The 6,853-nt window shown below is 62.7% G+C and carries 6 protein-coding genes; 2 read left to right on the forward strand and 4 right to left on the reverse strand.

Going from position 1 to position 6,853, the window contains the following annotated elements:
* Positions 1 to 227 precede the first annotated feature (227 nt).
* Positions 228 to 2,069, forward strand: coding sequence for a translational GTPase TypA (gene typA, locus ACE3TY_RS20930; protein WP_374656666.1), 1,842 nt, complete (start codon positions 228 to 230; stop codon positions 2,067 to 2,069).
* 276 nt (positions 2,070 to 2,345) lie between these two features.
* Here typA and ACE3TY_RS20935 read toward each other — a convergent pair whose 3' ends face one another.
* From ACE3TY_RS20935 to ACE3TY_RS20950, 4 genes are all read right to left on the reverse strand, one after another.
* Positions 2,346 to 2,645, reverse strand: coding sequence for a GIY-YIG nuclease family protein (locus ACE3TY_RS20935; RefSeq protein ID WP_374656668.1), 300 nt, complete (start codon positions 2,643 to 2,645; stop codon positions 2,346 to 2,348).
* 32 nt (positions 2,646 to 2,677) lie between these two features.
* Positions 2,678 to 3,355, reverse strand: coding sequence for a YggS family pyridoxal phosphate-dependent enzyme (locus ACE3TY_RS20940; RefSeq protein WP_374656670.1), 678 nt, complete (start codon positions 3,353 to 3,355; stop codon positions 2,678 to 2,680).
* Positions 3,356 to 3,523: 168 nt separating this feature from the next.
* Positions 3,524 to 4,657: a porin gene (locus ACE3TY_RS20945; RefSeq protein ID WP_374656672.1), complete on the reverse strand. Its 1,134-nt coding sequence runs from the start codon at positions 4,655 to 4,657 to the stop codon at positions 3,524 to 3,526.
* 345 nt (positions 4,658 to 5,002) lie between these two features.
* Positions 5,003 to 5,845 (reverse strand): sulfotransferase domain-containing protein, encoded by an 843-nt coding sequence (locus ACE3TY_RS20950; RefSeq protein WP_374656674.1) that lies wholly within the window; start codon positions 5,843 to 5,845, stop codon positions 5,003 to 5,005.
* Positions 5,846 to 6,148: 303 nt separating this feature from the next.
* Here ACE3TY_RS20950 and ACE3TY_RS20955 point away from each other — a divergent pair, with 303 nt between their 5' ends.
* Positions 6,149 to 6,691 carry a DUF3576 domain-containing protein gene (locus ACE3TY_RS20955; RefSeq protein WP_374656676.1) on the forward strand — a complete coding sequence of 181 codons (543 nt, stop codon included), beginning with the start codon at positions 6,149 to 6,151 and terminating at the stop codon, positions 6,689 to 6,691.
* The last annotated feature ends 162 nt before the right edge of the window (positions 6,692 to 6,853 follow it).

Below are 6,853 nucleotides of genomic sequence, written 5' to 3' on the forward strand. Positions count from 1 at the left end.
GCCTGAAAAGTGCCCCTCACCCCAACCCTCTCCCCGCAAGCGGGGCGAGGGGGTGAAGTGTCCGTATCTCGGCATCGAGATATACTGCTAACTGGTTGCCATTCCACCATAATTCTCCCTCGCCCCACGGAGTGGGGAGAGGGTCGGGGTGAGGGGTAGCCGATGGCGATTGTAACAATCGCCATGGGATGATGGGCGTTACAGCAATTTTTGGATCAAGTGACGTCATGAAACTGCGCAACATCGCCATCATCGCCCATGTGGACCACGGCAAGACCACCCTGGTCGATCAGCTTCTCCGCCAGTCCGGCGCCTTCCGCACCAACCAGCAGGTGGCGGAACGCGTGATGGATTCCAACGATCTGGAAAAGGAGCGCGGCATCACCATCCTGGCCAAATGCACCTCGATCCAGTGGCAGGACACCCGCATCAACATCGTCGACACGCCAGGCCACGCCGATTTCGGCGGTGAGGTCGAGCGAATCTTGAGCATGGTGGACGGCGTCGTTCTCCTGGTCGATGCCGCCGAAGGCGCCCTGCCGCAGACCAAGTTCGTGACCACCAAGGCGCTGCGCTTAGGGCTCCGCCCCATCGTCATCATCAACAAATGCGACCGCCCGGACGCCGACCCGCATGCGGTCCACGACCAGGTGTTCGACCTCTTCGCCGCCCTCGACGCCAGCCCGGAGCAGCTCGATTTCCCGACGCTCTTTGCCTCCTCGAAGCAAGGCTGGGCGACGACCGATCTCGAAAACGGCGAGCGCAAGGATCTGGCACCGCTTTACGACCTCATCGTCGCCCATGTGCCGGCGCCCAAGGTCGAGGAGAACAAGCCCTTCTCGATGCTGGTGACGACGTTGGAATATGACAACTATCTCGGCCGCGTTCTCACCGGCCGCATCCAGACCGGCACCGCCAACGTCAACATGCAGCTTCGCGCCATGCGCCCCGACGGGACGCAGGTCGAAGTCGGCCGTCTCACCAAGCTGCTGGCCTTCCGCGGCATCGAGCGCACGCCGGTTGACTCGGCCCAGGCCGGCGACATCATCGCCATCGCCGGCTTGACCGAGAGCACGGTCGCCGACACGATCGCGAGCCCTGAGGTCGAGGTGCCGCTGAAGGCGCAGCCGATCGATCCGCCGACCCTTGCGATGTCTTTCTCGGTCAATGACAGCCCGCTTGCCGGCCGCGATGGCGACAAGGTAACGAGCCGCATGATCCGCGACCGGCTGATGCGTGAGTCGGAAGGCAATGTCGCCATCCGCGTCACCGAGACCGAGGACAAGGACGCGTTCCAGGTCGCCGGGCGCGGCGAATTGCAGCTCGGCGTGCTCATCGAAGTCATGCGCCGCGAGGGGTTCGAGCTTTCCATCAGCCGCCCGCGCGTCATCTATCAGACCGATCCCAAGACCGGCCAGCGCCTGGAGCCGATCGAGGAAATCGTCATCGACGTCGACGAGGAATTCACCGGCGTCGTCATCGACAAATTGGGCCAGCGTCGCGGCGAACTGGTCGAGATGCGCCCCTCCGGCGGCGCCAAGACGCGCCTCGTCATGCTGGTGCCGGCCCGCGGTCTCATCGGCTATCACGGCGAGTTCCTGACGGATACGCGCGGCACCGGCATCATGAGCCGCCTGTTCCACGGCTATGCGCCCTATAAGGGCCCGATCGAGGGCCGCCGCAACGGCGTGCTCATCTCGAATGCCAATGGCGTCTCGGTGGCCTATGCCTTGTGGAACCTCGAGGAGCGCGGCAAGCTGATGATCGATGCCGGCGTGCCGATCTATGAAGGCATGATCATCGGCGAGCATAGCCGCGCCAACGATCTCGAGGTCAATCCGCTGAAGTCGAAGCAGCTCACCAACATCCGCACCACGTCCAAGGACGAAGCCATCCGCCTGACGCCGCCGATGAAGCACAGCCTGGAACAGGCGCTGGCCTACATCCAGGATGACGAGCTGGTCGAAGTGACACCCAAAGCCATCCGCATCCGCAAGGCCGTGCTCGACCCCAACGAACGCAAGAAAGCCGAACGCGCGGCGGAAGCAGCACAGGCGGCACAGGGGTAAGGAACGTCGCGGGGGATCCAATTCGCCCGTCATGCCCGGACTTGATCCGGGCATCCAGTCTCTCCACCGCACCACTGGATCCCCAGATCTTCGCCCGGGGATGACGGCAGTTGAGATGGTGACATGAGCGACGGGAGCAGCTCGGGACCGGTCGCCAAGATGCTCGGCATAGGCTTCCAGAGATTCGTCATGCCCGGGCTTGACCCGGGCATCCAGTCTCTCCACCGCACCACTGGATCCCCGGGTCTTCGCCCGGGGATGACGGCGTTTAGGCGATCACAGCATCAGCCGGTCGTAGAGATCTTCCCAGGCCGGATTCGTTTCTTCTATCAGTCTGATCTTCCAGTCGCGCGGCCAGTGCTTGATATTTTTCTCGCGCTGGATCGCAAGACGGATATCGTCATGCGGTTCCGCGTAGACAAGACGCTTCAAGGCATAGCGCGCCGAGAACCCGTCTACGACACCCTCGCGGTGCTCCCACGCGCGGCGAGAGAGATCGCTGGTCACGCCGGTATAGAGTGTGCCGAACTTTCTATTCGTGACGATGTAGACCCAGCCACCCATCTCTTGCGGCATCCGTCTCCCCTAGAACCGCAAGCAGCGCGCCATCACCGCGCCCCGAAGATCGCGGTGCCTATGCGTATATGGGTGGCGTCGAACTGGATGGCGGTTTCGAAATCGCCGCTCATGCCCATGCTGAGCTGGGCGAGGCCGTTGCGCCTGGCCATTTCGCGCAGGAGCGCGAAATAGGGGGCGGGGTGCTTGTCGGCGGGGGGAATGCACATCAGGCCGGCGACCGGCAGTTTCAGCGCGTCGCGGCACAGCGTCACGAAAGCGTCGATTTCGGCGGGCGCGATGCCGGCTTTCTGCGGCTCCTCGCCGATATTGACTTGAATGAAGAGCAGCGGGTGCCTGTCCTGCTTCTTCATCTCGTCGGCCAGGGCACGCGCCAGCTTTTCGCGATCGACGCTTTCGATGACGTCGAAAAGCGCCACCGCCTCGCGCACCTTATTCGTCTGCAATGGCCCGATGAGATGCAGTTCCAGACCGGCATGCCGCGCCTTCAAGGCGGGAAATTTCGCCTGCGCCTCCTGCACGCGGTTCTCGCCGAAGATGGTCTGTCCGGCGGCGATGGCGGCGGCGGCGGCCTCGGCCGGGTGCGTCTTGGAAACGGCGACCAGCGTGATGCCATCCGCGGCGCGCGCGGCATCCCTGGCGGCGGCCGCGATGCGCCGGCGGATGTCGGCAAGGTTGCCGGCGATGTGATCGAAAGCTTGGTCAGCCATGGTTGCGCGGCGGCGATGGTCTGGAGAAACAGGTTGGCGTGGCCGCCATCCTATAGCGCCCCCGGCGGCAAGCAAGAACCCAGAATGAACTGAAAGCAAGAAGGGGAGCGATTGCTCGCTCCCCTTCAAGTTCGTTCCGATATCTACCCAGCTTGCGCCGGAGCGATATTAGAAGGTGATCGACGAACCGATCGCGAATTCGATCGCGTCGTAGTCATCGTTCGCAGCCGAGTCATCGGCTTCGTCACTCCAGGTGTAGAAGATGCCGGCATCGAGGTCGATGCCCGGGCCCATCGCGTAGGAACCGGTCACGCCAAGACGATCGGTCGTGTTGTTGTCACCGAAGCCTTCTTCTTCCTGCTCGAGATGAGCCCAACCAGCACCGACGGTCCAGGCATCGACATTGTACGACAGGCCGGTACCGACGACCCAGAGGTCCTCGTTATCGCCGTTCTGATCGTCGAGGTAGGTGAAGGCCGCACCAACGGTCAGGCCACCGAAGCTGAGGTTCACGCCGGCGTTGTAGCCAGACTGCTCGTCTTCAGCGTCGGCGTTCTTTTGCTGGATGTCGCCTTCCCAATAGCCGGCGGCGCCAGCATCCAAGCCCCAGCCATCGCCTTCATAGGCATAGTGCAGGCCGAGAGCAACGTTGTTGGCGGCATCGCCCGTGTTGCGGGTCGGATGGAAGGTGGCTTCCGCGCCGTCCTGCTGGGTTTCGAAATTGTCTTCCGGCGTATACGACACACCGAAGCTGAAGCCCGACCAGGTCGGCGAGTAGTAGACGAGCTTCTGCGACTTGTCTTTATTGGTCAGCGCGCCTTCCGGATCGAAGAGGCCCGGGCTGGCAGCCGAACCGATGGTGTTCGGCGAATACGGGCCGAAGTTGGCCGACGAGCCCGGCGGCAGCATGTACATGTTGCCGGCAGCGCCCGCGAGCGAACCGATGCGGATTTCACCGAAGCCGCCCGAGAAATAGGCATAGGCAGCGTCGATCTGGTCGTTGTCGTTGCCTTCGCCGTTGTTGTTGTCGCGCGATTCGGCTTCGAGTTCGATACGGGTACCGACCGTGATGCCATTATCCAGCGTCACGCTGCCGAGGAAGTAGACTTCGGCGTCGGTGCCGACACCGGTGGTGTTCAGGTTGTCACCGCTTTCACCAGCGTCGTCGTCATCGAAGGTCGCACCAAAATACGAACGCATGAAGCCGCCGAGGCTCAATTTGACACCATCGGACGCAGCAGCGGTACCGGCCAGGAGGCCAACACCGAGCAGAGCCGAGGTCCCCAGGAGAACTTTTTTCATCTCGAGATTCCCTAAGTTTGCGATTGCCACCGGGCTTTCCCTGACCTTTGCGGTTTTGAAGGAAGACCCGGATGCCCCTCGTTCGCGGACCGGCTTGCTGGGTCGGTTTTGCCAAGTACTTGACTAAATCGACTCAAAAAGCCCGCTCAGCCCGGAACACGCAGTACCTTCTCGGAATGGAGGGGGGGTGTCAAACCATTTGAGCCGAACACTGTGGCATTTTTTGGCCCCTGTGGCGCAATTGCCACAAGGCGGGACCGGCCAAAAGGTCGAGCATTTACAAAGGAGGGGGCCAGCCGGATCCCCTTTGCGCGCCTGTCCTGCCACAGCCCGCGCACGGCTCTCTCAGGGCTTTCCGGCGGCGTCGAGATAGCCGAAGCGGGCCATCTGTTCCCGGTGATTTTCGACCAGCCGGTCAACTTGTTCCGCTGATAGCTTCTCGCGCCATTGGCCCGCCCGGCCGACGCGGAAGAAGCTGGTGCCCTTCTCGGATTTCTCCCGGAAGCCCTTCTTTTCCTCCTGCGCCCTGAGATTCTTGAAGGAGGAAAGCTCGATCGCCCGTTCCAGCCTTTCGCGGCTTGGCTTGAGGCCCATGAAGCGGGTGATGGCGCCGAATGTGTGGAGTGGCTTTTCCAGCATGTCCTCGTAGCGGACCACTAGCAGCCCCGGATGACGCTTATGGGTCCAGGAGCGGACATGGTTCGACCAGGTGCTGTGGATCTCGAAGACGATATTCCCGTCGGCGAGGCCCCCGTTGTTTGGATCGTTCATGACCTGGGTCGCCTTGTCGATATCGACCCCGTAATGGTCGGCCAGCGACAGGACCAGGTCCAGCGGGTTGCGCACCACATAGATGGCGCCGGCCGTCAGATCCATCTGGATGATCGGCAGGCCATGGGGCGCCAGCAGGGCGTTGTGGGTCTTGACGATGACCGTCTCGGGCTTCGATGCCACCAAGGCGAGCTGGGCGCCCCGGCGCATTCTGGCGACATCCTCGCGGCTCCAGGCCAAGGGCGGGCGCGGGTCGAGGTGCCGATACCACCCGACCAGGGAATCCCCGGTGGTCAAGGTATTCATCTCATTGATGTCGACCGGGGCCTTGGCATTGCTCATCAGATTGTGAATGAAGGCTCGAAGCCAGGTGTTTCCCGATTTGGGATAGCTGGCGAGCCACAGAATCTTACCCATCGCACCCTTTCCAACCCCTGCCCGGCCTCAATTCCGCGCCCGGCGGCATTAACCCTTTCGCGGACGCCGCGAATTGCCCGCCGATCTGCCCCCCGATTTGCCCACCGATTTTGTTGACGGATAGGCACCTTATCGCATACCAGTCTTGGGCCGCTTCCGGGCCGACCCGCCAGTACCTTCGCCTGGCCGGTGCTTTCGCCCGGTGGGTGGCTTTTGGGGTAGAAGCGTCAGGCCGTCAATATGAAACTCCCAGTTCGTCATCAAGGCCAATCCCGCGCCAGCGGCGAGAGCGGCCGGAAATCTGTGACTGCCAGTTTCGGCAAATTGTGGCTGGGCCTCGCGGCCGGCGCGATTGCCCTGACCCTGGCCGCCTGCAACCCCAATCTGGGCGGCGAGGAAAAATATCCGACGACCCGGCAGAAGGGCGATGCCGGGCCGCAATATGAGGAAAACAACACCATTTTCGGCGAGGGCGGCCTGTTCGGCAGCCAAGCCAAGGAAGATGGTTCAGGTGGCGGGGCCGGCGTCGGCGTCAACTCGCTGCTGTGGCGCGCCAGCCTCGACACCATTTCCTTCATGCCGCTGGTCTCGGCAGACCCGTTCGGCGGCGTCATCATCACCGACTGGTACACGCCCCCGGCGACCCCGGACGAGCGTTTCAAGGTCAATGTCTATATCCTTGGCCGCGCCTTGCGCGCCGACGGCATCCGCGCCTCGGTCTTCCGCCAGCAGAACCAGGGCGGCACCTGGATCGACGCGCCGGTCGCCCTCAACACGGCAACCGACCTCGAAAACGCCATCCTCACCCGCGCCCGCCAGCTGCGCCAGTCCGGCCTGCAGGAGTAAGGGCGCGGCACCTTCCCCTCCTCATCGGTCTCCTCCCCCTCTCCCCTCGCGGGCTACGATGTTCACACATCTCGTGGGACTTGCGGATTGGCTCGGAAGCTGACTCTCTATAGCGGTGCTTCGGCTATGGGAGAAGGTGATGGAACTGAGCCTAGGAGAGTT

Origin of the sequence: Dongia sp., assembly GCF_041918875.1 — a bacterium.
Lineage (GTDB): Bacteria > Pseudomonadota > Alphaproteobacteria > Dongiales > Dongiaceae > Dongia.

Excerpts from the sequence above, each read along its gene's own strand:
- typA (WP_374656666.1), top strand. The coding sequence starts at position 228 with ATGAAACTGCGCAACATCGCCATCATCGCCCATGTGGACCACGGCAAG.
- ACE3TY_RS20935 (WP_374656668.1), bottom strand. The coding sequence starts at position 2,645 with ATGCCGCAAGAGATGGGTGGCTGGGTCTACATCGTCACGAATAGAAAG.
- ACE3TY_RS20940 (WP_374656670.1), bottom strand. The coding sequence starts at position 3,355 with ATGGCTGACCAAGCTTTCGATCACATCGCCGGCAACCTTGCCGACATC.
- ACE3TY_RS20945 (WP_374656672.1), bottom strand. The coding sequence starts at position 4,657 with ATGAAAAAAGTTCTCCTGGGGACCTCGGCTCTGCTCGGTGTTGGCCTC.
- ACE3TY_RS20950 (WP_374656674.1), bottom strand. The coding sequence starts at position 5,845 with ATGGGTAAGATTCTGTGGCTCGCCAGCTATCCCAAATCGGGAAACACC.